The organism is Pseudomonas sp. W5-36 (genome assembly GCF_046540455.1).
In the GTDB taxonomy this organism is placed as follows: Bacteria; Pseudomonadota; Gammaproteobacteria; order Pseudomonadales; family Pseudomonadaceae; genus Aquipseudomonas; species Aquipseudomonas graminis_B.
In genome coordinates, this window is sequence record NZ_JAXCIQ010000023.1 from 36,799 (window position 1) to 59,624 (window position 22,826).

At 58.7% G+C, this 22,826-nt stretch carries 22 protein-coding genes and 1 pseudogene; 16 read left to right on the forward strand and 7 right to left on the reverse strand.

Features of this window, described 5'->3' with window-relative positions:
• Positions 1 to 275: 275 nt before the first annotated feature.
• Entirely contained in the window at positions 276 to 1,466 is a 1,191-nt protein-coding gene (gene metK / locus SLW74_RS24840; RefSeq protein WP_065991235.1) for a methionine adenosyltransferase, read from the reverse strand.
• A 17-nt stretch (positions 1,467 to 1,483) separates the two neighbouring features.
• On the reverse strand, positions 1,484 to 2,482 hold the full coding sequence (locus tag SLW74_RS24845; RefSeq protein ID WP_192135035.1) for an ArsR/SmtB family transcription factor: 999 nt from the start codon (positions 2,480 to 2,482) through the stop codon (positions 1,484 to 1,486).
• Positions 2,483 to 2,740: 258 nt separating this feature from the next.
• On the opposite strand from SLW74_RS24845, the gene tkt reads away from it, so the two are divergent.
• The 6 genes from tkt to fba all read left to right on the forward strand — a co-directional run bounded on the left by tkt (position 2,741) and on the right by fba (position 8,964).
• Positions 2,741 to 4,738, forward strand: a complete 1,998-nt coding sequence (gene tkt / locus SLW74_RS24850; RefSeq protein WP_192135033.1) for a transketolase — start codon at positions 2,741 to 2,743, stop codon at positions 4,736 to 4,738.
• Positions 4,739 to 4,862: 124 nt separating this feature from the next.
• Complete coding sequence (gene epd / locus SLW74_RS24855; RefSeq protein WP_065991238.1) at positions 4,863 to 5,909, forward strand: erythrose-4-phosphate dehydrogenase; 1,047 nt, start codon at positions 4,863 to 4,865, stop codon at positions 5,907 to 5,909.
• A 19-nt stretch (positions 5,910 to 5,928) separates the two neighbouring features.
• Positions 5,929 to 7,092, forward strand: a complete 1,164-nt coding sequence (locus tag SLW74_RS24860; RefSeq protein WP_410930418.1) for a phosphoglycerate kinase — start codon at positions 5,929 to 5,931, stop codon at positions 7,090 to 7,092.
• Positions 7,093 to 7,116: 24 nt separating this feature from the next.
• On the forward strand, positions 7,117 to 7,344 hold the full coding sequence (locus SLW74_RS24865; protein ID WP_065991240.1) for a hypothetical protein: 228 nt from the start codon (positions 7,117 to 7,119) through the stop codon (positions 7,342 to 7,344).
• Positions 7,345 to 7,454: 110 nt separating this feature from the next.
• On the forward strand, positions 7,455 to 7,778 hold the full coding sequence (locus tag SLW74_RS24870) for an MliC family protein (RefSeq protein WP_065991241.1): 324 nt from the start codon (positions 7,455 to 7,457) through the stop codon (positions 7,776 to 7,778).
• Positions 7,779 to 7,899: 121 nt separating this feature from the next.
• Positions 7,900 to 8,964 (forward strand): class II fructose-bisphosphate aldolase, encoded by a 1,065-nt coding sequence (gene fba, locus SLW74_RS24875; protein ID WP_065991242.1) that lies wholly within the window; start codon positions 7,900 to 7,902, stop codon positions 8,962 to 8,964.
• A 75-nt stretch (positions 8,965 to 9,039) separates the two neighbouring features.
• Here the strand turns inward: fba and SLW74_RS24880 are convergent, their stop codons facing one another.
• From SLW74_RS24880 to SLW74_RS24890, 3 genes are all read right to left on the reverse strand, one after another.
• Positions 9,040 to 9,528 carry a thioesterase family protein gene (locus SLW74_RS24880; protein WP_410930419.1) on the reverse strand — a complete coding sequence of 163 codons (489 nt, stop codon included), beginning with the start codon at positions 9,526 to 9,528 and terminating at the stop codon, positions 9,040 to 9,042.
• Positions 9,529 to 9,753: 225 nt separating this feature from the next.
• The gene (locus SLW74_RS24885; RefSeq protein ID WP_410930420.1) at positions 9,754 to 10,719 is read right to left on the reverse strand and encodes an L-carnitine dehydrogenase; all 966 of its coding nucleotides are present in this window, start codon (positions 10,717 to 10,719) and stop codon (positions 9,754 to 9,756) included.
• Positions 10,720 to 10,857: 138 nt separating this feature from the next.
• Positions 10,858 to 11,745 carry a 3-keto-5-aminohexanoate cleavage protein gene (locus tag SLW74_RS24890; RefSeq protein WP_065991245.1) on the reverse strand — a complete coding sequence of 296 codons (888 nt, stop codon included), beginning with the start codon at positions 11,743 to 11,745 and terminating at the stop codon, positions 10,858 to 10,860.
• Positions 11,746 to 11,994: 249 nt separating this feature from the next.
• Here SLW74_RS24890 and SLW74_RS24895 point away from each other — a divergent pair, with 249 nt between their 5' ends.
• Complete coding sequence (locus tag SLW74_RS24895; RefSeq protein ID WP_410930421.1) at positions 11,995 to 12,951, forward strand: GlxA family transcriptional regulator; 957 nt, start codon at positions 11,995 to 11,997, stop codon at positions 12,949 to 12,951.
• Between the two features lie 67 nt (positions 12,952 to 13,018).
• On the forward strand, positions 13,019 to 14,194 hold the full coding sequence (locus SLW74_RS24900; RefSeq protein WP_410930422.1) for a hypothetical protein: 1,176 nt from the start codon (positions 13,019 to 13,021) through the stop codon (positions 14,192 to 14,194).
• An 8-nt stretch (positions 14,195 to 14,202) separates the two neighbouring features.
• Here the strand turns inward: SLW74_RS24900 and SLW74_RS24905 are convergent, their stop codons facing one another.
• Positions 14,203 to 14,622: a DUF3010 family protein gene (locus SLW74_RS24905; protein WP_410930437.1), complete on the reverse strand. Its 420-nt coding sequence runs from the start codon at positions 14,620 to 14,622 to the stop codon at positions 14,203 to 14,205.
• Between the two features lie 47 nt (positions 14,623 to 14,669).
• The gene (locus SLW74_RS24910) at positions 14,670 to 15,074 is read right to left on the reverse strand and encodes a lysozyme inhibitor LprI family protein (protein WP_410930423.1); all 405 of its coding nucleotides are present in this window, start codon (positions 15,072 to 15,074) and stop codon (positions 14,670 to 14,672) included.
• A gap of 337 nt (positions 15,075 to 15,411) precedes the next feature.
• On the opposite strand from SLW74_RS24910, the pseudogene SLW74_RS24915 reads away from it, so the two are divergent.
• From SLW74_RS24915 to dgcA, 8 genes and pseudogenes are all read left to right on the forward strand, one after another.
• Positions 15,412 to 15,900 (forward strand): annotated as a pseudogene (locus tag SLW74_RS24915) (Hcp family type VI secretion system effector).
• 9 nt (positions 15,901 to 15,909) lie between these two features.
• Positions 15,910 to 16,881 carry a hypothetical protein gene (locus tag SLW74_RS24920; protein ID WP_410930424.1) on the forward strand — a complete coding sequence of 324 codons (972 nt, stop codon included), beginning with the start codon at positions 15,910 to 15,912 and terminating at the stop codon, positions 16,879 to 16,881.
• Positions 16,881 to 17,270, forward strand: coding sequence for a hypothetical protein (locus SLW74_RS24925; RefSeq protein ID WP_410930425.1), 390 nt, complete (start codon positions 16,881 to 16,883; stop codon positions 17,268 to 17,270). Before SLW74_RS24920 ends, SLW74_RS24925 begins: the two co-directional genes overlap by 1 nt.
• A gap of 198 nt (positions 17,271 to 17,468) precedes the next feature.
• Entirely contained in the window at positions 17,469 to 17,846 is a 378-nt protein-coding gene (locus SLW74_RS24930) for a hypothetical protein (protein WP_410930426.1), read from the forward strand.
• A gap of 479 nt (positions 17,847 to 18,325) precedes the next feature.
• Positions 18,326 to 18,730, forward strand: coding sequence for a hypothetical protein (locus SLW74_RS24935; protein WP_122624462.1), 405 nt, complete (start codon positions 18,326 to 18,328; stop codon positions 18,728 to 18,730).
• Positions 18,731 to 19,019: 289 nt separating this feature from the next.
• Entirely contained in the window at positions 19,020 to 19,997 is a 978-nt protein-coding gene (locus SLW74_RS24940) for a dipeptidase (protein WP_074886739.1), read from the forward strand.
• An 88-nt stretch (positions 19,998 to 20,085) separates the two neighbouring features.
• Positions 20,086 to 20,616, forward strand: coding sequence for a 4-vinyl reductase (locus tag SLW74_RS24945; RefSeq protein WP_065991251.1), 531 nt, complete (start codon positions 20,086 to 20,088; stop codon positions 20,614 to 20,616).
• 15 nt (positions 20,617 to 20,631) lie between these two features.
• Complete coding sequence (gene dgcA, locus SLW74_RS24950; protein ID WP_410930427.1) at positions 20,632 to 22,692, forward strand: dimethylglycine demethylation protein DgcA; 2,061 nt, start codon at positions 20,632 to 20,634, stop codon at positions 22,690 to 22,692.
• Positions 22,693 to 22,826 lie beyond the last annotated feature (134 nt).

Below are 22,826 nucleotides of genomic sequence, written 5' to 3' on the forward strand. Positions count from 1 at the left end.
TTTTGGCGATTAGCGCTATCGCGGTTTCCGATTAACCACGAGCAAGTATCTATTGATGCTGTCCAAATGTCCGGAAGATAGCTGCGCGATAGTGCGCCGCGGAGAGCAGAGTGCTAATAGCGCGGGGTAATGGTTTTGCGGAAGGCTTTAGAAGGGATTGGCGGAAGGTTAACAGTGAGCCACCGAACATAAGAAGCAAAAAGCCCCTGACGACTTCCATCGCCAGGGGCTTTTCTCTTACCGGGTGCCGCTAGGCGCAATGCACCCAGCAGGTATTACAAACCGGCAGCGGCGCGCAATGCGTCGGCGCGGTCGGTTTTTTCCCAGGTGAACGTGGTGAACGTGTCGTCGCCCACGGTCTTGGTTTGCGGCGTGCGGCCGAAGTGGCCGTAGGCTGCAGTTTCCTGGTACATCGGGTGCAGCAGGTCGAGCATGGTGGTGATCGCGTAAGGACGCAGGTCGAAGTGCTCGCGGACCAGCTGGACGATCTTGTCGTCGCTGATCTTGCCGGTGCCGAAGGTGTTCAGCGAGATCGACGTCGGCTGTGCAACGCCGATGGCGTAGGAAACCTGAATTTCGCAGCGCTCGGCCAGGCCGGCGGCGACGATGTTCTTGGCAACGTACCGGCCAGCGTACGCAGCCGAACGGTCGACCTTGGATGGATCTTTACCGGAGAACGCGCCGCCGCCGTGACGGGCCATGCCGCCGTAGCTGTCGACGATGATCTTGCGACCGGTCAGACCGCAGTCGCCCACGGGGCCGCCGATGATGAATTGGCCAGTCGGGTTGATGTGGAACTGGGTGTCTTTGTGCAGCAGTTCGGCCGGCAGCACGTGCTTGACGATCAGCTCCATCACGCCTTCGCGCAGATCTTTGTAGGACACTTCCGGGTTGTGCTGGGTCGACAGAACAACGGCGTCGATGCCCACCACGATGCCGTTTTCATAGCGGCACGTGACCTGGGATTTAGCGTCCGGGCGCAACCATGGCAGCAGGCCGGACTTACGGGCTTCGGCCTGGCGGTGCACCAGCTGGTGCGAGAACGCGATCGGCGCAGGCATCAGCTCGGCGGTCTCGTTGCTGGCGTAGCCGAACATCAGGCCCTGGTCGCCAGCGCCCTGATCTTCAGGTTTCGCGCGGTCGACACCTTGGTTGATGTCAGGGGACTGCTTGCCGATGATGTTCATCACGCTGCAGGTCGCACCGTCAAAACCGACGTTGGAGCTGGTGTAGCCGATCTCGCAGATCACGTCACGAACGATCTGCTCCAGGTCGACCCACGCGGTGGTGGTGACTTCGCCGGCAACAATGGCCACACCGGTCTTGACCAGGGTTTCCACGGCAACGCGAGCCTGCTTGTCCTGGGCAATGATGGCGTCCAGCACCGCATCGGAGATCTGGTCGGCGATTTTGTCCGGATGTCCTTCAGACACGGACTCGGAGGTGAAAAGGGAGTATTCGCTCATCTCGACGGTTTTCCTGATTAGTACCGATGGTGAGTGTTGCCAGCCGGTCGCTGAAAATGGCGGACCTGGATCTGGAAACCATTACGTAAGCCTATGTACAGGCTTTCCCCGGGGACCAGCCCCGCAGCGATGGCCCAACGGGCCAGATCTTCCTGTTCGAAGCCTAACCAGAGATCGCCACAGGCCTCCTTGGCCCAGCTCTGGTCATGACTGCACAACTCTGTCACCAGCAAGCTACCGCTCGGTTGCAACAGGTTGGCCAAATGTTTGAGCGCTTCGGCGGGCGCGGCGAAATGGTGCAACACCATATTCAACACCACGCAGTTGCCGGAGATATTAGCGTTGGTCAGTGCATCGGCCAGTTTCAGCTCGACGTTAACCAGCGCCTTTTGCGTGCAGATCTTGCGCGCCAGATCGAGCATTTCCGGGCTGTTGTCCAGCCCCGTAACGTGCCGAAAACGCCGCGCCAGATCCGGCAGAAAACCGCCATCCCCGGGCCCTACTTCTATCGCCGTGGCGTCGGCGGGAAAGCTCAGCTTGTCCAGCAACGACAGCAGGCTGTCGCGGTATTGCGGCAGTCCTGCGATCAGGTCCTGCTGGGCCCGAAATTTCTCGGCAGTGCGTGCGAAGAAGTCCTGACTGGCGTTGGCCCGCTGCCGATGCACCAGCCCGATCCGGGTCTGTACATCATCGGGCAGGCGCAGATTGTCGGCTTCTTCAAGCATCGCCGCGTGCAGCTTGCCGCCGGTGTGTTCGGTGTGGGGCAGGGCGCGTCGATAGAAGATCGCGTTGCCTTCACGCCGCGTCGCTACCAAGTCAGCCTGGGCCAGTACCTTGAGGTGATGGCTCATGCCGGACTGGCCAATGGCGAAAATCTGCGCCAGCTCCAGCACGCCGAAGGAATCGTTCGACAGCGCGCGCAAGACATTCAGCCGCAGCGGATCGCCGCCGGCTTTGCACAGGGCAGCCAGCTCGTCGCATTCATCATGGCTAATGGCAGGCACGCGAAGATTCATAAGGCAGGCAGTCTAGTTATCGACCGGGGCTGTCGCAAGGCCAATATCAAAAAGTTTTGATATTGGTCGATCAGTGGCGGCACCCCGGCGCCGTGATTCTGCCGCTTGCCGTCGGGCATTGGGTGCGGTGTACGAAAACACGCCAGCAGCAGAGGAAAACACCGATGGTGTGTGATCTGTCATTGCCCCCGGAGGGTGCCTGAGGGAAAATGGCCGCCTTTTTCCGGTCCCACTTTTATCTGCCCCAGGAGATCAGCGATGCCAAGCCGTCGTGAGCGAGCCAATGCCATTCGTGCCCTCAGCATGGATGCCGTGCAAAAGGCCAATAGCGGCCACCCGGGTGCCCCGATGGGCATGGCGGATATCGCTGAAGTGCTTTGGCGCGATTATCTGAAGCACAACCCAGCCAATCCGATGTTTGCCGACCGCGACCGGTTCATCCTGTCCAACGGCCACGGCTCGATGCTGATCTACTCGCTGCTGCACCTGACCGGTTACGACCTGTCCATCGAAGATCTGAAAAACTTCCGTCAGCTGCACAGCCGCACACCGGGCCACCCGGAATACGGCTACACCCCGGGCGTTGAAACCACCACCGGCCCACTGGGTCAGGGTTTCGCCAACGCCGTCGGTTTCGCGGTTGCCGAGAAGACCCTCGCCGCCCAGTTCAACCGTCCAGGCCACAACATCGTCGACCACCACACCTACGTGTTCATGGGTGATGGCTGCATGATGGAAGGCATCTCCCACGAAGTGGCTTCGCTGGCCGGTACCCTGCGCCTGAACAAGCTGGTCGCGTTCTACGACGACAACGGGATTTCCATCGACGGCGAAGTCGAGGGCTGGTTCACCGACGACACCCCGAAGCGCTTCGAATCCTACGGCTGGCTGGTCATCCGCAACGTCGACGGCCATGACGCCGACGAGATCAAAACCGCCATCGACACCGCTCACAAGAGCGACAAGCCGACGCTGATCTGCTGCAAGACCACCATCGGTTTCGGTTCGCCGAACAAGCAGGGCAAGGAAGACTGCCACGGCGCTCCGCTGGGCACTGACGAAATCGCCCTGACCCGCGCCGCGCTGAAGTGGACCCACGGCCCATTCGAAATCCCGGCCGACATTTACAGCGAGTGGAACGGCAAGGAAAAAGGCCTGGCTGTCGAAGCCGAATGGGACCAGCGTTTTGCTGCCTACTCCGCTGCCTTCCCTGCCGAAGCCAACGAGCTGATCCGCCGCATGAGCGGTGAGCTGCCTGCTGACTTCGCCGAAAAATCCGCCGCGTACGTGGCTGAAGTCAACGCCAAGGGCGAAACCATCGCCAGCCGCAAGGCCAGCCAGAATGCCTTGAGCGCCTTCGGTCCGCTGCTGCCCGAATTCCTCGGCGGTTCTGCTGACCTGGCAGGTTCCAACCTGACCATCTGGAAAGGCTGCCGCAGCATCACCGGCGAAGACGCCACCGGCAACTACCTGCACTACGGTGTTCGTGAGTTCGGCATGGGCGCGATCATGAACGGGATCGCCCTGCACGGCGGTTTCGTGCCATACGGCGCGACCTTCCTGATCTTCATGGAATACGCCCGCAACGCCGTGCGCATGTCCTCGCTGATGAAGAAACGCATCATCTATGTGTTCACCCACGACTCCATCGGTCTGGGCGAAGACGGCCCGACTCACCAGCCGATCGAGCAACTGACCAGCCTGCGCACCACGCCGAACCTGGATTGCTGGCGCCCGGCTGATGCCGTTGAATCCGCCATCGCCTGGAAACACGCGATTGAACGTGATGACGGCCCATCGGCGCTGATCTTCTCCCGTCAGAACCTGCAACATCAGGCGCGTGATGCCGAGCAGCTGGAAAACATCAACCGCGGTGGCTACGTACTGCGCGACTGCAGCGGCGAACCGGATCTGATCCTGATCGCCACCGGTTCCGAAGTCGGCTTGGCTGTTCAGGCATACGACAAGCTGACCGCAGACGGCAAGAACGTCCGTGTGGTTTCCATGCCATGCACCAGCGTTTTCGAGACCCAGAGCGCCGAGTACAAGCAGTCGGTCCTGCCGCTGGAAGTCAGCGCGCGCATCGCCATCGAAGCTGCTCACGCTGACTACTGGTACAAATACGTGGGCCTGGAAGGTCGCGTGATCGGCATGACCACGTTCGGCGAGTCGGCGCCTGCCAACCTGTTGTTCGAAGAGTTCGGCTTCACGCTGGAGAACGTCCTTTCCACGGCTGAAGAGTTGCTGGAAGACTAAGCACCACCGCGTTGCCCTTGCATGCGCGTGCCTTGTCTTGAGATCTGCTGCCTGAGCCTGGCAGATCGAGGGGTGAGCCACGCGCTTGCAGGTTCTCTGTACCACTCAAGATTTTGAGAACCCCATGCCTCAGCCACGCCCTTATAAAGTCGCCCTCAATGGTTACGGTCGCATCGGCCGCTGCGTGCTGCGCGCGCTGTGCGAGCGAGGTGCGAAGGCGGGCTTTGAAGTGGTGGCAATCAACGACCTGGCCGACATGGCCAGTCTCGAATACCTCACGCGCTTTGACTCCACACATGGCCGGTTCCCCGGCGAAGTGCGGGTCGAAGGCGATTTTCTGCACATCAACGATCACGTCATCAAAGTGTTTCGCAGCGCGACGCCGGAAGGCATCGACTGGGACTCACTCGACGTGGATCTGGTGCTCGAATGCTCCGGCGTCTACAACACGCGTGCCGATGGCGAGCGCTTTCTTTCGGCCCGCGCGCCGCGAGTGCTTTTTTCCCAGCCCATGGCCAGCGAAGCCGACGTCGACGCCACCATCGTCTACGGCATCAATCAGGAAACCCTGACGGGCGATGAGCAACTGGTGTCTGCCGCGTCGTGCACCACCAATTGCAGCGTGCCATTACTCGACCTGCTGAACCGCGAGCTGGGCCTCGAATACGTGACCATCACCACGATTCACTCTGCGATGAACGATCAGCCGGTCATCGACGCCTATCATCATGAAGACTTGCGCCGTACGCGCTCGGCCTTTCAGTCGATCATCCCGGTGTCCACTGGTCTGGCGCGCGGCATCGAGCGGTTGCTTCCGGAACTTGCCGGCCGAATTCAGGCCAAAGCAGTTCGTGTGCCGACGGTGAACGTCTCGTGCCTGGACATCACGCTGCAGGTCGCTCGTGATACCGATGCTGTCGAGGTCAACCGTATCCTGCGCGAGGCCGCTACCCGCGGCCCGCTGAAGGGGCTGCTGGCGTATACCGAATTGCCCCATGCCAGTTGCGATTTCAACCACGACCCGCACTCGGCCATTATCGATGCCAGCCAAACGCGGGTCTCGGGCCCTCGGCTGGTGAACATCCTGGCCTGGTTCGACAATGAGTGGGGTTTTGCCAATCGCATGCTGGACGTCGCCGATCACTACCTGCACACCATCCATAAACAATAGTAAAAACAGGGAATGCCTCATGACCGTGTTGAAGATGACCGACCTCGATCTGCAAGGTAAGCGCGTACTGATCCGCGAAGACCTCAACGTTCCGGTCAAAGACGGCGTGGTGACCAGCGATGCCCGCATTCTCGCGTCGTTGCCCACCATCAAGCTGGCGCTGGAAAAAGGCGCAGCCGTCATGGTCTGCTCGCACCTGGGTCGTCCCACCGAGGGTGAGTTTTCCGCCGAGAACAGCCTCAAGCCGGTCGCTGACTACCTGAGCAAGGCGCTCGGGCGTGAAGTGCCACTGGTGGCGGAATACTTGGACGGTGTCGACGTCAAGGCGGGAGATATCGTGCTGTTCGAGAACGTGCGCTTCAACACGGGCGAAAAGAAGAACGCTGACGAGCTGGCGCAGAAGTACGCCGCTTTGTGTGATGTGTTCGTAATGGACGCCTTCGGCACCGCCCACCGTGCGGAAGGCTCGACCCACGGCGTGGCCAAGTTCGCCAAAATCGCTGCGGCCGGTCCTTTGCTGGCAGCCGAACTGGACGCGCTGGGCAAGGCCCTCGGCAATCCGGCCCAACCAATGGCGGCCATCGTGGCCGGCTCCAAGGTTTCCACCAAACTGGACGTGCTCAACAGCCTGAGCCAGAAGTGCAATCAGCTGATTGTCGGCGGTGGCATCGCCAATACCTTCCTCGCTGCCGCAGGTCATCCGGTAGGCAAATCCTTGTACGAGCCGGACCTGCTTGAGACTGCCAAAGCCATCGCCGCCAAGGTCAGCGTGCCGTTGCCGGTCGACGTGGTGGTTGCCAAGCAATTCGCCGCCGATGCCGAAGCCACCGTCAAGCTGATCGCCGATGTGGCCGAGGACGACATGATCCTCGACATCGGTCCTCAAACAGCTGCGCACTTCGCCGAATTGCTGAAATCTTCCAAGACTATTCTCTGGAACGGCCCGGTCGGCGTTTTTGAGTTCGATCAGTTCGGCGAAGGCACCAAGACGCTGGCTCACGCAATCGCTGAGAGTTCTGCGTTTTCTATCGCCGGCGGGGGCGACACCTTGGCCGCCATCGACAAATACGGTGTAGGCGACAAAATCTCCTATATCTCTACAGGCGGCGGCGCGTTCCTCGAGTTCGTCGAGGGCAAGGTTCTGCCTGCCGTGGAAGTTCTGGAACAACGCGCCAAGGCCTGACCGGCCAAGGTGAAGGGGAGTGAAATGGTCAAGCCATTACCGCTGTTGATCATGGCGGGTTTGCTGGTCGGCTGCGCAAGCAAGCCTGAAGCGGAAACGGCGTCCAGCGCGGCGCCGGGATTGCTTCAGGTCAGCTGCTATCAGGCGGGCTGGCAGGCGGAAACCGTACCGATCGTTTACAAGCGTGGCGGGCCTGAAGTCTGGGAAAAATACGAATTCATGCCTGCCGTGGGACCAGTCCCCTGTCACTGATGCTCAGTTGACCACTGATGCTCAGCTGACGGTGCGCCGGAATACAGGAACAGCATTGCCCCTGCCATGATCGACATACGTCACGCGATGCAGGGGATTCAGGAGTAGTAATGAAAGGCTTGTTAGCCCTTGCGACACTGATGCTGCTGAGCGGTTGCGCCAGCATGAAGGCTTCGGAACCGGCAGCCCCCTGGACCCATTGGGTCTGCGACAGCAAAGCCGAGATTTTCTGGAAGTACGCCGATGCCGCGAAGAAGGAGGTGGATGTGCGCCTCAATCAGAGCGAGCAGGTATTCCGTCTGCAAGCGTCGCCCGGAGCTTCCGGCGCGCTCTACAGTAACGGCGTGCTGGCGTTTGACAACAAAGGCAGCGAAGGGCTGGTCTACTGGGACGCTACCAACGATTTGATCGGTCGTGGCTGCAAGGCGCCGTAAAGGGCCGTGCAGTTCGAACGAGGCTGTACCGGGGCGATGACTGAGCAATCGACCCCTATAATTTGAATAGCCGCCAATACGGCACGCACGATTAACGACCCCACCGGGAGAGAGACAGACAATGGCACTTATCAGCATGCGCCAGATGTTGGACCACGCAGCCGAATTCGGTTACGGCGTCCCTGCATTCAACGTGAATAACCTGGAACAAATGCGCGCCATTATGGAAGCGGCCGACAAGACCGATTCTCCGGTGATCGTTCAGGCTTCCGCCGGTGCGCGCAAATACGCTGGCGCCCCGTTCCTGCGCCACTTGATCCTGGCGGCAATCGAAGAATTCCCGCACATCCCGGTGGTCATGCACCAGGACCACGGCACCAGCCCTGCTATTTGCCAACGCTCCATCCAGCTGGGCTTCAGCTCGGTGATGATGGACGGCTCTCTGCGCGAAGACGGCAAAAGCCCTGCGGACTACGACTACAACGTACGCGTCACCCAGGAAACCGTCGCCATGGCTCACGCCTGCGGTGTGTCGGTTGAGGGTGAGCTGGGTGTTCTGGGTTCGCTGGAAACCGGCATGGCCGGTGAAGAAGACGGCGTCGGCGCAGAAGGCATGCTGGATCACAGCCAGATGCTGACCGATCCGGAAGAAGCAGCTGATTTCGTTAAACGAACTCAGGTCGACGCCTTGGCCATCGCCATTGGCACCAGCCACGGCGCGTACAAGTTCACCAAGCCGCCTACCGGCGACATCTTGGCGATCGAGCGCATTAAAGAGATCCACAAGCGCATTCCGAACACCCACTTGGTAATGCACGGTTCTTCTTCCGTTCCGCAGGAATGGCTGAAAATCATCAACCAGTACGGCGGCGACATTAAAGAAACCTACGGCGTGCCGGTCGAAGAAATCGTTGAAGGCATCAAGCACGGCGTGCGCAAGGTCAACATCGACACCGACCTGCGTCTGGCGTCGACCGGTGCCATCCGCGAGTTCATGGCGAAAAACCCGAGCGAGTTCGACCCACGCAAGTACCTGGCGAAAACCGTATCGGCCATGCGCGACGTGTGCATCGCCCGTTACGAAGCCTTCGGCACCGCCGGCAACGCCTCCAAGATCAAGCCGATCTCCCTGGAGAAGATGTTCGAGCGTTATGCCAAAGGCGAGCTGAACGCCAAAGTGAACTGATCGTTTTCTGATCAATTTGCTGAAATGAAGAAGCCCGCAGCGATGCGGGCTTTTTTGTGGCCGCGATCTGCGCTTCTACACGGTATGTTGCCGGCCGGGCAGGGCGATGATCCGCCCGACATACTTTGGCGCAGGCTGATCGTGTTGAGCTTCCGAGAGCAGGCGCAACGCCTGCAGCGACGCCTCACTGAACGGCGCCGACTTCGGTCCGGCGGCCAGATCCACATGCAGCAGCATTTGCTCGCTCGCCGCCAGCTCGACATCCCCGTCTGTCTTGTACAGCCCGTGATAGATCTGTACCCGCTTGCCATCGTGTCCGACGATTTGCGTACGCACTTCCACCGGCTCGCCGAGCTTCACCTCGTGCAGGAAGTTGATGTGCGCCTCGAGCGTGAACAGCGAATGGCCGCTTGCATCCCGGTCATCACTGGCGAGGCCGATGCGGTCCATGAAAGCGTCTGTGGCGAAGCTGAAAATCAGCAAATAGAAGGCGTCGCGCAGGTGGCCGTTGTAGTCGACCCAATCGGCGAGGACCGGGGTTTTGTAAGTGATGAGCGCAGGCATAGGAGTTCCAGGGCTGAAATCGTGGTGAGCTGAATGGGCCTATTCGTGAGCAAGCTCACTCCCACAGGTTTTGCGTGAACGAATGTAGGACCGGCTTTAGCCGGGAAGACGGCAAGCGCCACACCGCAACATTTCGGGTGCTCATCAGAACAGTATTTCCCGATCCCCTGTAGGAGTGACCTTGCTCGCGAAAGCGTCAGTTCAGACGATGGGGCACATGGCGTATCAATCCTCAAACGCCATTCCATGCTTGGCCTTGGTGGTTTTCACCGCCTCAAGCACCGCCAGCAGGCAGTCATCGCGATACCGCTCCAGCGCCGCAATGCTGTGGCTACCCAGCTGATCGGAGGTGCCATCGACCACGTCGTCAATCAGCTTGTCGGTCAGCTCCGGTGCCGGAAGATAGGTCCACGGCAACTGCAACGCCGGACCGAACTGCGCCATGAAGTGACGCATGCCCGCATCGCCACCGGCCAGGGTATAAGTCAGAAAGGTGCCCATGAATGACCAGCGCAAGCCGGCGCCGAAACGAATCGCGTCATCAATTTCGCCGGTGGTCGCCACCCCGTCATTCACCAAATGCAGGGCCTCACGCCACAGCGCCTCGAGCAAGCGATCCGCAATAAAACCGGGGACCTCTTTACGCACATGCAGCGGTCGCATGCCCAGTGATTCGTAGACCTGAATCGCTGCCTGCACCGCTTCCGGTGCAGTGTTCTTGCCGCCGACCACTTCCACCAGCGGTAGCAGATAAACCGGGTTAAACGGATGCCCCACCACGCAGCGTTCCGGGTGCGTGGCGCTTTCGTAAAACTCCGACGGTAGCAGGCCGGAGGTGCTGGAAGCGATGATCGCGTCAGGCTTGGCCGCCGCGCTGATCTTGCTGTGCAGATCCAGCTTGAGGTCAAGGCGCTCTGGGGCGCTTTCCTGAATGAAGTCGGCGTCGCGAACACACTCTTCGATGGTGTCGACGAAGCGTAGACGTTCCTGGGAGGCGCCCGATGCCAGGCCCTTTTGCTCAAGCGCTGGCCAGGCGTTGGCGACGCGTTTTCGCAGCGCTGCTTCGGCTCCCGGCGCCGGGTCCCAGGCCACGACGTCCAGGCCATGAGCCAGCGCGCGCGCCACCCAACCGCTGCCAATGACACCGCTGCCCAAGGCCGCGAAGGTTTTGATGGTGGTGATGAAGGTCATGTCGGTTACTCGAGAAAGTGTCGAAGCCCTTGTAGGAGTGAGTTTGCTCGCGATAGCTATTTATATGTGCCGGATGTGTGGCTGACACACCGTCATCGCGAGCAAGCTCACTCCTGCACGGTAGGATTTGTGTGGGGATCAAAACCGCTTTTTCAGCCCCATCTTCACGCGGCCCTCGGCCGGGGTCAGAACCCGAGCGCCCAGGCGGCTGAGAATCTCGCTGGCCCGCTCGACCAGCGCGCCGTTGCTGGCGAGCACGCCTTTGTCGAGCCAGATGTTGTCCTCCAGACCGACCCGCACGTTGCCGCCGAGCAATACCGCCTGCGCCGCCATCGGCATTTGCATGCGCCCGATACCAAAGGCGGCCCACACCGCGTCAGCAGGCAAGTTGTCGACCATGGCTTTCATCGTGGTGGTGTCCGCCGGCGCGCCCCATGGAATGCCCATGCACAGCTGAAACAGGGGGTTGTCGAGCAAGCCTTCTTTCATCATCTGCTTGGCAAACCACAGGTGGCCGGTGTCAAAAATCTCCAGCTCGGCTTTCACCCCCAGCTCTTGAATACGCTTGGCCCCCGCCCGCAGTTGCGCGGGTGTGGACACATAAATGGTGTCGCCATCGCCGAAGTTGAGGGTGCCGCAATCCAGTGTGCAGATTTCCGGCAGCAGCGCTTCGACGTGCGCGAGCCGGGTCAGCGGACCGACCAGATCGGTGCCGGGGCCGAAGTCGGTCGGACGCTCACCCGGGCCGATTTCCAGATCTCCGCCCATGCCGGCGGTCAGGTTGACGATGATGTCGATGTCGGCTTCACGGATGCGGTCCATGGTTTCGCGGTACAGCTCGACGTCACGGCTGAACTTGCCGGTCTCGGGGTCGCGAACATGGCAGTGCACGACGGTCGCCCCGGCCTTCGCGGCCTCGACTGCGGCAGCGGCAATCTGCTTGGGCGTGATCGGGACCAGGTGGCTTTTCCCGGTCGTGTCGCCAGCACCGGTCAGTGCGCAGGTGATGATGACGTCGTGATTCATGGGTAAGGTTCCTTGCAGGCCAGACAGTGACGCGGACGTTTGGGGCCCGCTTTTGAGGTGCAAAGCTACGCAGCGGCGAGCCCGTCAAAACGCACAGCGGCGACAAGGTCTTGCACAGCAGCGACCTGTGGGGTTGCTGCCGATCGGCAAAGAGGTGTATTTGATGAGCGGGTCCGGGAAGCGCAATCGTTTTTGACCCCGCCTCGCGCAAATCGCCCATAGGCTCAAATCCCAAGGAACGCGCCAACGATGTCCCAGGATTTCTACTTTCTGCTCATGCCCGGCTTTTCGATGATGGGTTTCGTGTCGGCGCTGGAGCCGCTGCGCGTCGCCAATCGCTTTGGTGGCGAGCTGTTTCGCTGGCACATTCTGAGCGCCGACGGCGGTCCTGTGATTGCCAGCAACGGCATGTCGGTGAACGCCGATGCCGCACTGGAGCCACTGAAAAAAGGCGCAACGCTGTGGGTGATGGGCAGCGTTGATCCACTGAAGTTTTATACGGGGACGCTGGAACACTGGCTCCGCCGCCTGGACCTGGAAGGCGTGACTCTCGGGGCCATCGACACCGGCAGTTTCGTCCTCGCCCAGGCCGGTCTGTTGGAGGGGTATCGCCTGACCCTGCACTGGGAAGCCCTGGACGCCTTCAAGGAAACCTATCCCCGGCTGCAAGCAACACAGGAATTGTTCGAGATCGATCGGCGCCGCATTACGTCGGCTGGCGGCACGGCCTCCATCGACATGATGCTCGACCTCATCGGGCAGGCCCACGGAGCTGACATGGCGATCAAGGTCTCCGAGCAGTTCGTTCTCGGGCGCATACGTCAGCGCAAAGACCACCAGCGCATGCAGATTGCCACGCGCTACGGCATCAATAACAAGAAACTGGTTCAGGTGATTGGTGTCATGGAGCAGAACACCGAGCCGCCGCTGAGCACGCTGGAACTGGCGGAAGGGATTCAGGTGACGCGGCGTCAGCTGGAGAGGCTCTTTCGTCTGCACCTGAACGATACGCCGAGCAACTTCTACCTCGGCCTGCGGCTGGAAAAAGCGAGGCAACTGCTGCGTCAGAGCGACATGAGCGTGCTGGAAGTCAGTATTGCGTGCGGGTTTGAATCGCCATCGTATTTCACCCGCAGTTACAGGGGGATATTTGTGGTGTGCCCGAGGGAGGACCGAGGGCGTACGCGTGAGGTGAAGGCTGTTTGACTCCTGATTATTGTCAATTATACTCGCGACTATAAATTATAGTCCGATCAATAATTGGGTATAAATCATGACCAAACGCACTGGTTTTGTGTTCAAGCGCACTGGCCTCGCAGCTACTGTCGCAGAAGGTTTAACCGGCGAAGGACTGCACGATTATTCATCAGGATTGTTTCTCGCGGCGCCGCGTCGCACTGGCAAGAGCACCTTCCTGCGCGAAGACCTGGTTCCGCAGTGTCTGAGCGAAGGCTGGCTGCCAGTGTATGTCGACCTCTGGGCTGATCGTGAACAGGACCCGGCAGAGCTGATCAGTGCGGCCATCGCCGTTGCCCTGGTGCCGTACGAAAAGGGCATTCGCAAGCTCGCCAAATCAGCCGGGGTCGACAAACTCAATTTCCTGCGCACGCTGTCGTGGGACTTCACCACGCCGCAATTGCCAGCGGGCTCGACGTTAACGCAGGCCTTGCAGCTGTTGCACAGTGCGTCGCAGAAGATGATCGTGCTGATCATCGATGAAGCTCAGCATGCCTTGACCAGTGAAGCCGGGGTCAACGCAATGTTTGCGTTGAAGGCCGCACGGGACGAACTGAATCAAGGTCATGAGCAAGGCAACGGCGCCTTGCGGCTAGTGTTGACGGGCTCGAACCGAGACAAGCTGGCCCATCTGGTGCTGAACAAAAACCAGCCTTTTTATGGATCGAGCATCACGCCGTTTCCGCTGTTGGGCAAAGACTTCACCAAGGCCTACACGGCCCATCTCAACAGCCATCTGGCCCTCACCAATCAGTTTTCCGCGGCCGATATTGACTCCGCATTCGAGCTGGTGGGGCGCCGCCCCGAAATGCTGCGTGCAATCATCGGCGATGTAGCACTTGAGCTCGGAGACGCCGAGAATCTTGGCCAACTGCTGCATGACAGCGCCCGGTTGCTGCGCGCTGGCGTGTGGGAAGAGTTCGAAAGCGCGCATAACGCCCTGACTTTGCCGCAGCGCGCAGTGCTGGAGGTGATGGCTGACCGTGCGCGCGATAACCAGCCGTTCGCACCCTTCGCCGATGCAACGTTACTTGCAGTGGGCAAGGCGCTGGAAGCGCTGGGCAGCGAAGTGGTGCCGGGCACTCAGACCATTCAGGCGGCGATCGATGCGCTCCGTGACAAAGAGCTGGTGTGGAAATCCAGTCGCGGCGCGTACGCCTTGGAAGACAAGGCGCTCGGCGAATGGCTGCTGCAACGAAGAGAACCCAAGTAGCGTATTGCTTACTGGGTCTTCATCAACGCCGAGCACGCCGCCTTGTAAGCCTCGTGCTGGTATTTGTTCAGCGCGGCGGGCAGTTCAAAGCTGTGCTTCTTCATCTGAGCATTAATGGTCTGGGGCGACAGCAGGATGACGTCGCAGTCTTCCAGCAACTGAAAGATGGTCTCGATCTTGAACGTCGTCGGGCCGCCGGCGAACTCACCTTTCTTGCTGCGCTTTTTGATCGCGATGTGACCAATGCCGTTGTCGCGTACGAAGGCCTCGATCTGGCGGGCGAACGCCTTCACGTTGACGGCTTCATCGTCGTCCTCGAGTGCGATCTTCTTGGTTGGGAGTGGAACGTGTTCGAGCGCGCCAGATGCGCGAGTGGCGACAGCGAAGATGGCCTCGCTGCCTTTGATTTCTACGCCGCAGATGTTCATGTGCATGCCTTGAGCTCGGGAAGGGCGTCAGGGTAGCGCATTCGGGATCACTCGGACTGCGCGACGGTGTCCAGATATTCCGATCGCTCGTCGCTGGCGCGGGTCAGGCAATCGTTCTGGTCGATGTTGAACTCTTTGGTGCCAGGCTTGGCCGGGAACACTTCCACTGCGCAGTCCGCGTCGCGCAGTTTTTTCCAGGCATCCTGGGCGGCCTTGAGTTTGGTGGCGAATTCCTCGGCCTGGGCCTTGTTCGCCCCGAACTGCGTCTGCACACGCTCAAGCACGTTCTGCACATTCTCTGTGAGCAGCTTCTCCGCCGTGTCGCGGCTGTACACCGAGCACTCAAGCGTCTGCTGATCTTCTTCAACGCCGTCACAAGGGTTCGCGGCCGGATTGGATGCAGCGTGTGCGCCTGTCGCGAATAGAGCCAGAGCCAGAAACATGGTTTTCATTGGGGCTTTCCGAGTCAGAGATGGATTGGATTCTCGCCCAAGCGCGAGGCAATGAACAGGTATCAAATGCGGGACGCCTTTGTACGCCGTTAGCGGTTATCGCTTACTGACGGTTTTGACCATTTTGCGGTCGTATTTGCTCGCAGGGTTTGGGATCGCCAATGCTCTAGGTCGAGCAGCCGCGTTGAGTTTTCGTTGAAAAAGAGAACCGTCCTGCAGAAAATTCTGAAACTTCCTTTGAGGGTTCGCGCGACGGTTTTCTTCATGTAGGATCCAATCCGCGCTGATAACCGGCGCTCGCAAATGATACCGATCAAGCAACTCAGGGAGAGAACTCATGGCGCTCGACGCATTTATCCAATTCGACGGCATCCAAGGTGAGAGCTTCGACGACCAGCACAAGAACTGGATCGAAATCCTGGGCTATAACTTCGGCACCCATCAAAGCGCATCGGCGACCGCCAGTTCGGCGGGCGGTGCTTCGTCAGGCTGAACCACCGTTACCACCTTCAACTTCTCTAAATTCCTCGACGCCGCCAGTGCAAAGCTGCTTCAGGCAAGCTGTGCAGGTCAGCACTTTTCGAAGGTGACCATCGCGGTACATCGTGCCGGTGGCGACAAGCTCAAATATTATGAGATCGTCCTCGAGGAAGTGATCATTGCTGACTATGCCCAAAGCGCGAGCGACGGCGTGCCCCGCGAAGTGGTGCAGCTCGATTACGGGCGCATAAAAACCAACTACGTTCAGCAGCGTCGTAGCGATGGTGGGGGAGGCGGCAACGTAACGGGTGGCTGGGACCGTATCAAAAACACGATTTACGCGTGAGGGGTGTTCATGTCCCAGCCCTTCAGTTTCGTTAATGAGCGTATGCAGACGTATCAGGCCATCAAAGCGAGCTTGCCGCTGGGGCGGCGCCTCGCGGAGAAGTTTGATGTACTCAATGCGCATATCCGCAACAACGTCGTGGTTGCCGGCGAACTCGTCATCATCGGCGATGATTCAACGGCCGCCTGTACGGCTGAAGAAGCGGAGCTTATGCGCCTGGCTGCCGTCACTCATCAAACGCTAGTGGACAACGATGTCGGAGGCGACGACTTTATCGTCGCCAACCACGAGTTCCTGACTCGGCTCATCAGCACTACCACCATCGGTGTAGATATGGCGCTTGACGGTTGGGAGAAACATCTGGACCAGGTGAAAAAAACGCTTGAAAGCATCGACGTCTTGCATAAGCAGTACCTGGCATCGGGTACGGTAATCGAGCGAAACCTGTTCTACACCAAACGCCGCCAGCTCTTTGATCAGCTTGATAGGTTGCTGAAAGGGTTTCTCAAGTTTGGCACCGGTCTGCGTAACACCGGGTCGATCAAACAGATGCTTGGTATCTCGACTAAAAGCTACCTGCACACGGGCGAGATCCGGAATTATGCCGAGAAGCTGGATGGCGTCGCGCGGGCGTCGAGGCTGATCAAGAAAGGTACTTATGTGGGGATTGTGCTGGATACAGCTTCGACGGCGATCGAGATTAAAACGGCTTGCTCTAAAGGGCGAGAGGAAGAGTGTACGAAGGCTAAGTATGTTGAGGGCGGAAAGTTGGTTGGTAGCATGAGTGGGGCAGCTCTTCTGGGCTCAGTAAGTACAGTTGCGGCGACTTTGTTGTGCGTAACAGTGTTAGGTCTGACAACCGGGCCAGGAGCGTTGGCGTGCGGTGTAATCACAGGCGCAGCAATGGGATGGGCGGGCGGCGAGGCAGGGAGTTGGGCTGGGGAAAATATCGGGGATTACCTTTATGAGGCTATTGAGTGATGGCGAGCATTGAACCGGGCCTCATCGCCTTAATTATTATGATCCCGTTATTGTTGGACCTTGCTGCGATCGTAGTCGTAACGTGCTGCGTTAGGGATAAGATAGATGTCCTGCTATCTGACTGCTCTGTGGTTGTAGACCATAAACTGACGTTCGGGGGGTTGGGCATAATGGGCGACATTGTAAGGGTGGGCGTGGTCGGTACAATTTTTATGTTTCCAAAACTCTACTTAAGAAGGGGGTTCATCGACTTAAGTCAGGTGACTGCCTTTCCAAAAAAATTGAGATATTTGATTGTCATCCCTTGGGTCGTTGCTGTTGTAGTAGCGATGGCTCTAATGTTATTCAGGTTGTGGGGATATATCTATGACATCAAGCCCGGTAGCTGAATCGGACGGCTAGACACGGCGTCCTTGTGTTTGGGCATGTCCATGTTTCAAAGCGCGACAGTCTGCGCAGTACCGAATCCATCACCACAGGCCCAGGAGCCCTGCCCTGTATAGTGCCCACGGGAGCGGCATTGGGGGGATGAAAATAGGTGATATAGGTGAGGGAACTGGAAAAACGCTATATGGGGTCATTCACGAATGAAAGATGTCGATCCTGGAATATTTGGGCTTATTGTCCTACCGCTCCTGTTCATTAACCTTCTATCCCTTGTGGCTGTAACTGTCTACGCTCGTGACAAAATTGACAAGTTGCTGTCCAGGTGTTCTGTGATAGTGGATAACAAGGAAACATTAGGCGGCTTGGGAATCATGGGCGACATTATCAGGGTGGGGGTTGCTGGGGGGCTTTTGACTTTCCCTAAAGTCTTTAGAAATAAAACCATCGTCGATGAAGAGCAAGTCAACACTTTTCCGTCAAGGCTGAAGGCGATGATTGTTATTCAATGGATAGCGCTGGCTTTACTTATGCTTGCGCTGGTTATTTTGAGCATATGGATGAAATCATCTAGTCCGTAACTGATCTCAGCCAGTGGATATGCATGTTGCCGAAGGCCTTTTGGAATGAAAACAATGGATCCGGGTCTGATTGCCACTTGCGTCTTGGAGCTTATGTTTCTCATTCTAATCACTCTCGTCATTACGACCTGCGTGGCACGGCGGAGAATCGACAGGCTGCTCTCCAGATGCACTGTTGTAGCTGGTCATAAGGCAGCGTTTGTTGGGTTAGGCTTTATGGGTGATGTCATAAGGGTAGGAGCAGTTTTCACTATACTGTTGATCCCCAGGCTTTACGCCAGGAAGAAACTTATTGATGAGGGGCAAGTCCGGGGATTTCCGTCGAGTCTTGGACGTTTAATTGTGAATGCTTGGAGTCTGAGTTACTTTACTGCGTTTACGATGGTCGCTTTCGGATTTTATATGTATCGCTATGATATCCATCCATCGCGTAGGTAGGCCCATGCGCCAGGGAACACTGGTTCAGGAACCATTTAGTAATGACTGGCATTGATTCTGGAGCCGAAATGAATGATCTAGCACCTGGCCTCGTAGCTATGTTGATAATGGGGCTAGGAATTCTTAATTTGTTGGTGATGGCCCGAATTGCCTACAAAGTGGAAGACGAAGTGGATGTGCACCTTTCTCGATGCTCCATTTTATCGCGCAGCCATTTAGGGTTCGGCGGTTGGGAGTGGACAGGGGACGTCCAGAAGCTTGGTCTGGTAGCGTATATCCTTATGTTTCCCAACTCGCTGTTAAAGCGCGGTCTCGCCGACGCCGAGCAAATAGCAGCGTTTCCGAAGAAGCTGAAAAAGCTGATCGTTGTTCCCGTTCTTTTGAACCTGATTTTCTTCCTTGCGATGTGCCTCTTCCGTGTATGGATGTATTTTTACGAACGGTAATCAGGTGAAAGTTCTGAGCACGTCCATTGGACTTCATCCTGTGCTCCGCGCACCCCTCCGTCACGGCGTCCAGTTCACGAGCGCCACTGCAGCTTCTTCCTTCACTGTTGCGCCGCCTGAAAGTTCACAAACCAGATACCAAGGCCCCATCACCCCCCTTTGTCGTTTCTTGACGCTTTCGGCAATTCCCCTGTCGTTTTTGCACCCGGCTCCTACGACCCTCAGGCATATGCTGACCCCAAAGCGCCGGCAGACCTTCCGGCCATTAAGAACCCCAGGGGACCGCCTGATGAGCCCAGCCGAATTACACGCCGACAGCATCGTCATTGACGGGTTGATCATTGCCAAATGGAACCGTGAGCTGTTCGAAGATATGCGCAAAGGCGGCCTGACCATGGCCAACTGCACAGTTTCGGTGTGGGAAGGTTTTCAGCAGACCGTCAACAGCATCGCGTCCAGCCAGAAGCTGATCCGTGAGAACAGCGACCTGGTGATTCAGGTGCGCAACACCGCTGACATCCGCAAAGCCAAGGAACTGGGTAAGACCGGCATCCTGTTCGGCTTCCAGAATGCCCATGCTTACGAGGATCAGATCGGCTACGTCGAGATCTTCAAGCAGCTGGGCGTGGGCATCGTGCAGATGTGCTACAACACCCAGAATCTGGTGGGCACCGGCTGCTACGAGCGCGACGGCGGCCTGTCGGGCTTCGGTCGTGAAATCGTCGCGGAAATGAACCGCGTCGGCGTCATGTGCGACCTCTCCCATGTGGGCTCGAAGACGTCCGAGGAAGTCATCCTCGAGTCGAAGAAGCCAGTGACCTACTCCCACTGCCTGCCTTCGGGCCTCAAAGAACACCCCCGCAACAAATCCGACGCCGAGCTGAAGTTCATTGCCGATCACGGCGGCTTTGTCGGCGTGACCATGTTCGCGCCGTTTCTGGCCAAGGGCATCGATTCGACCATCGATGATTACGCTGAAGCCATCGAATACGTGATGAACATCGTCGGCGAAGACGCCATCGGCATCGGCACTGACTTCACCCAGGGTCACGGCCAGGAATTTTTCGAATACCTGACCCACGACAAAGGCTACGCCCGCCGCCTGACCAACTTCGGCAAGATCATCAACCCGCTGGGCATCCGTACCGTCGGCGAATTCCCGAACCTCACCGAAACCCTGCTCAAACGCGGCCACTCCGAGCGCGTGGTGCGCAAGATCATGGGCGAAAACTGGGTACGCATCCTGGGTGACGTCTGGGGCGAATAAGCCGCCAGCCCCACGCGCCGAGCACTGAATTTTTCCTCTCCCCGTCGCGGAGAGGGCATCCACTCGAATTTTCCGGAGTTAAGTTTCCATGGCCAAGATCGCCCCGCAATTGCCAATCGAAGTCGACAGCGAGACCGGTGTCTGGACCTCCGACGCCCTGCCGATGCTGTACGTGCCGCGCCATTTCTTCGTCAACAACCACATGGGCATCGAAGAAGTACTGGGCGCCGAGGCGTATGCAGAAATCCTTTACAAGGCCGGCTACAAGTCCGCCTGGCACTGGTGCGAGAAAGAAGCCGAATGCCACGGCATCGAAGGCGTCGCGGTGTTCGAGCACTACATGAATCGTCTCTCCCAGCGCGGTTGGGGGCTGTTCAAGATTCAGGACATCGATCTGGAAAAAGGCACCGCCAGCGTCAAGCTCGAGCACTCGGCCTTCGTTTACGTCTACGGCAAAGTGGGTCGCAAGGTCGATTACATGTTCACCGGCTGGTTTGCCGGCGCCATGGACCAGGTCCTGGAAGCCAGCGGCAGCAAAATCCGCACCGTGGCCGAGCAGGTTTACGGCGGATCCGAAGAAGGCCACGACGACGGCCTGTTTGTCGTCAAGCCGTTGTAAGTCGAGGTTTCCGTCATGGCTTTCGAAGCGATGTTTCAACCGATTCAGATCGGTAAATTGACCATACGCAACCGCGTATTGAGTACCGCGCACGCCGAGGTCTACGCCACCGACGGCGGCATGACCACCGACCGGTACGTGAAGTACTACGAGGAGAAAGCCAAGGGCGGCATCGGTCTGGCCATTTGCGGCGGCTCGTCCAGCGTGGCCATCGACAGCCCGCAAGGCTGGTGGAAATCGGTCAATCTGGCGACTGACAAGATCATTCCGCACTTCCAGAACCTCGCCGACGCCATGCACAAGCACGGCGCCAAGATCATGATCCAGATTACCCACATGGGCCGTCGCTCCCGTTGGGACGGCGATCATTGGCCAACGCTGCTGTCGCCTTCGGGCATCCGCGAGCCGGTACACCGCGCGACCTGCAAGACCATCGAGCCGGAAGAGATCTGGCGGGTGATCGGCAATTACGCCAGCGCGGCGGCGCGTGCCAAGGCCGGTGGCCTGGACGGCGTCGAGCTGTCGGCAGTGCATCAACACATGATCGATCAGTTCTGGAGCCCTCGGGTCAACAAGCGGACTGACGAGTGGGGCGGCAGCTTCGAAAATCGCATGCGGTTCGGCCTGGAAGTGATCAAGGCCGTGCGCAAAGAAGTCGGTCCGGACTTCTGCGTCGGCCTGCGGATCTGCGGTGACGAATTTCACCCGGACGGCCTCAGCCACGAGGACATGAAGGAGATCGCCAAGTACTACGACCAGACCGGCATGATCGACTTCCTCGGTGTCGTCGGATCAGGATGCGATACCCACAACACCCTGGCCAACGTCATCCCGAACATGAGTTATCCACCGGAGCCATTTCTGCATCTGGCGGCCGGCATCAAGGAAGTGGTCAAGGCGCCTGTGCTCCACGCGCAGAACATCAAGGACCCGAATCAGGCGACGCGCATCCTTGAAGGCGGTTACGTCGACATGGTCGGCATGACCCGCGCGCACATCGCCGACCCGCACCTGATCACCAAGATCAAAATGGGTCAGGTCGACCAGATCCGTCAGTGCGTCGGTGCCAACTATTGCATCGACCGTCAGTACCAGGGTCTGGACGTGCTGTGCATCCAGAACGCCGCGACGTCCCGCGAATACATGGGCGTGCCGCACATCATCGAAAAGACCACCGGCGTGAAGCGCAAAGTGGTGATCGTCGGGGCAGGGCCTGCCGGGATGGAAGCGGCGCGCGTTTCGGCCGAGCGTGGCCACGACGTGACCTTGTTCGAGAAGAAAGACGCCATCGGCGGACAGATCACAACGGCCTCGAAAGCACCGCAGCGCGATCAGATTGCCGGCATCACGCGCTGGTTTCAGCTTGAACTGGCGCGCCTGAAAGTCGATCTGCGTCTGGGCACGGCGGCGGACATCGCGACCATCATGGACCTGCGTCCGGACGTGGTGGTGCTGGCGGTGGGCGGTCATCCGTTCATTGAGCAGAACGAGCATTGGGGCGCCGCTGAAGGCTTGGTGGTCAGCAGCTGGGACATCCTCGACGGCAAAGTCGCGACGGGCAAGAACGTGCTGGTCTACGACACCATTTGCGAGTTCACCGGCATGTCCACGGCCGACTTCTTGGCGGACAAAGGCTGCCAGGTCGAGATCGTCACCGATGACATCAAGCCGGGCGTGGCCATCGGCGGTACGTCGTTCCCGACTTACTACCGCAGCATGTACCCGAAGGAAGTGATCATGACCGGCGACATGATGCTGGAGAAGGTCTACCGCGAAGGCGACAAGCTGGTCGCGGTGCTGGAGAACGAATACACCGGCGCCAAAGAGGAGCGGGTGGTCGATCAGGTGGTGGTCGAGAACGGCGTTCGTCCTGACGAGGGGCTCTATTACGGGATGAAGGAAGGTTCGCGCAACAAGGGCCAGATCGACATCGACGCCCTGTTCGCGATTCAGCCGCAGCCGTCGTTGAGTCAGCCGGGTGAAGGGTATCTGCTGTTCCGCATTGGCGACTGCGTGGCTCAACGCAATACCCATGCGGCGATCTATGACGCACTCAGGCTGTGCAAGGATTTCTAGCGACCGGCACACAACCCTGTAGGAGTGAGCTTGCTCGCGAAAGCGGCGGGTCTGTCGACATCCATGTTGAATGTCAGTCCGGCTTCGCGAGCAAGCTCACTCCTACAGGAATCGAGTAAGGCATCCCGACCTGC

Coding starts and splice junctions, on each gene's coding strand:
- metK (WP_065991235.1), bottom strand. CDS start 1,466: ATGAGCGAATACTCCCTTTTCACCTCCGAGTCCGTGTCTGAAGGACAT.
- SLW74_RS24845 (WP_192135035.1), bottom strand. CDS start 2,482: ATGAATCTTCGCGTGCCTGCCATTAGCCATGATGAATGCGACGAGCTG.
- tkt (WP_192135033.1), top strand. CDS start 2,741: ATGCCAAGCCGTCGTGAGCGAGCCAATGCCATTCGTGCCCTCAGCATG.
- epd (WP_065991238.1), top strand. CDS start 4,863: ATGCCTCAGCCACGCCCTTATAAAGTCGCCCTCAATGGTTACGGTCGC.
- SLW74_RS24860 (WP_410930418.1), top strand. CDS start 5,929: ATGACCGTGTTGAAGATGACCGACCTCGATCTGCAAGGTAAGCGCGTA.
- SLW74_RS24865 (WP_065991240.1), top strand. CDS start 7,117: ATGGTCAAGCCATTACCGCTGTTGATCATGGCGGGTTTGCTGGTCGGC.
- SLW74_RS24870 (WP_065991241.1), top strand. CDS start 7,455: ATGAAAGGCTTGTTAGCCCTTGCGACACTGATGCTGCTGAGCGGTTGC.
- fba (WP_065991242.1), top strand. CDS start 7,900: ATGGCACTTATCAGCATGCGCCAGATGTTGGACCACGCAGCCGAATTC.
- SLW74_RS24880 (WP_410930419.1), bottom strand. CDS start 9,528: ATGCCTGCGCTCATCACTTACAAAACCCCGGTCCTCGCCGATTGGGTC.
- SLW74_RS24885 (WP_410930420.1), bottom strand. CDS start 10,719: ATGACCTTCATCACCACCATCAAAACCTTCGCGGCCTTGGGCAGCGGT.
- SLW74_RS24890 (WP_065991245.1), bottom strand. CDS start 11,745: ATGAATCACGACGTCATCATCACCTGCGCACTGACCGGTGCTGGCGAC.
- SLW74_RS24895 (WP_410930421.1), top strand. CDS start 11,995: ATGTCCCAGGATTTCTACTTTCTGCTCATGCCCGGCTTTTCGATGATG.
- SLW74_RS24900 (WP_410930422.1), top strand. CDS start 13,019: ATGACCAAACGCACTGGTTTTGTGTTCAAGCGCACTGGCCTCGCAGCT.
- SLW74_RS24905 (WP_410930437.1), bottom strand. CDS start 14,622: ATGAACATCTGCGGCGTAGAAATCAAAGGCAGCGAGGCCATCTTCGCT.
- SLW74_RS24910 (WP_410930423.1), bottom strand. CDS start 15,074: ATGAAAACCATGTTTCTGGCTCTGGCTCTATTCGCGACAGGCGCACAC.
- SLW74_RS24920 (WP_410930424.1), top strand. CDS start 15,910: ATGTCCCAGCCCTTCAGTTTCGTTAATGAGCGTATGCAGACGTATCAG.
- SLW74_RS24925 (WP_410930425.1), top strand. CDS start 16,881: ATGGCGAGCATTGAACCGGGCCTCATCGCCTTAATTATTATGATCCCG.
- SLW74_RS24930 (WP_410930426.1), top strand. CDS start 17,469: ATGAAAGATGTCGATCCTGGAATATTTGGGCTTATTGTCCTACCGCTC.
- SLW74_RS24935 (WP_122624462.1), top strand. CDS start 18,326: ATGACTGGCATTGATTCTGGAGCCGAAATGAATGATCTAGCACCTGGC.
- SLW74_RS24940 (WP_074886739.1), top strand. CDS start 19,020: ATGAGCCCAGCCGAATTACACGCCGACAGCATCGTCATTGACGGGTTG.
- SLW74_RS24945 (WP_065991251.1), top strand. CDS start 20,086: ATGGCCAAGATCGCCCCGCAATTGCCAATCGAAGTCGACAGCGAGACC.
- dgcA (WP_410930427.1), top strand. CDS start 20,632: ATGGCTTTCGAAGCGATGTTTCAACCGATTCAGATCGGTAAATTGACC.